Annotated in this window: 1 protein-coding gene; it reads left to right on the plus strand. The window is 63.3% G+C overall.

All coding sequences use genetic code 11. The annotated features are described in order from the left end of the window. Positions 1 to 439: Uma2 family endonuclease (locus tag G3I71_RS47810; RefSeq protein ID WP_164325230.1), on the plus strand; the 439-nt coding region annotated here is incomplete at both ends.

The raw sequence follows: 439 nt of genomic DNA on the forward strand, positions 1-439 counted from the left end.
CGCGGTCAGTTTCCTCGAAAGTCGGCTGCGATCCGCAGCCCCGGAAGGCCTGGAGGTCATTCGGGAGTTCACCATCGACATCGATCGTCACAATCGGCCCGAACCGGATGTGATCGTCGTACCGGAGGAGCCCTACGAGGATCTGGATCAGACCCGTCTTCCTGCGGAATCCGTTCGGCTCGCCATCGAAGTCGTGTCCCCCGAATCGGTCTCCCGTGATCGCGAGACCAAGCCGTTGAAGTACGCCCGGGCAGGGATCCTCCACTTCTGGCGCGTGGAGAACAAGGACGGCCGGGCCGTGGTCTACGTCTACGAACTCGATCCCGCCACCCAGAAATACGTCGCCACCGGGATCTTCCACGACCGGCTGAAGGTCTCCGTCCCCTTCCCCGTCGATCTGGATCTCACCGCCATCACGCCGAAGCGCAACCGCCCCGAG

The organism is Streptomyces sp. SID12501 (genome assembly GCF_010550245.1).
Lineage (GTDB): Bacteria > Actinomycetota > Actinomycetes > Streptomycetales > Streptomycetaceae > Streptomyces.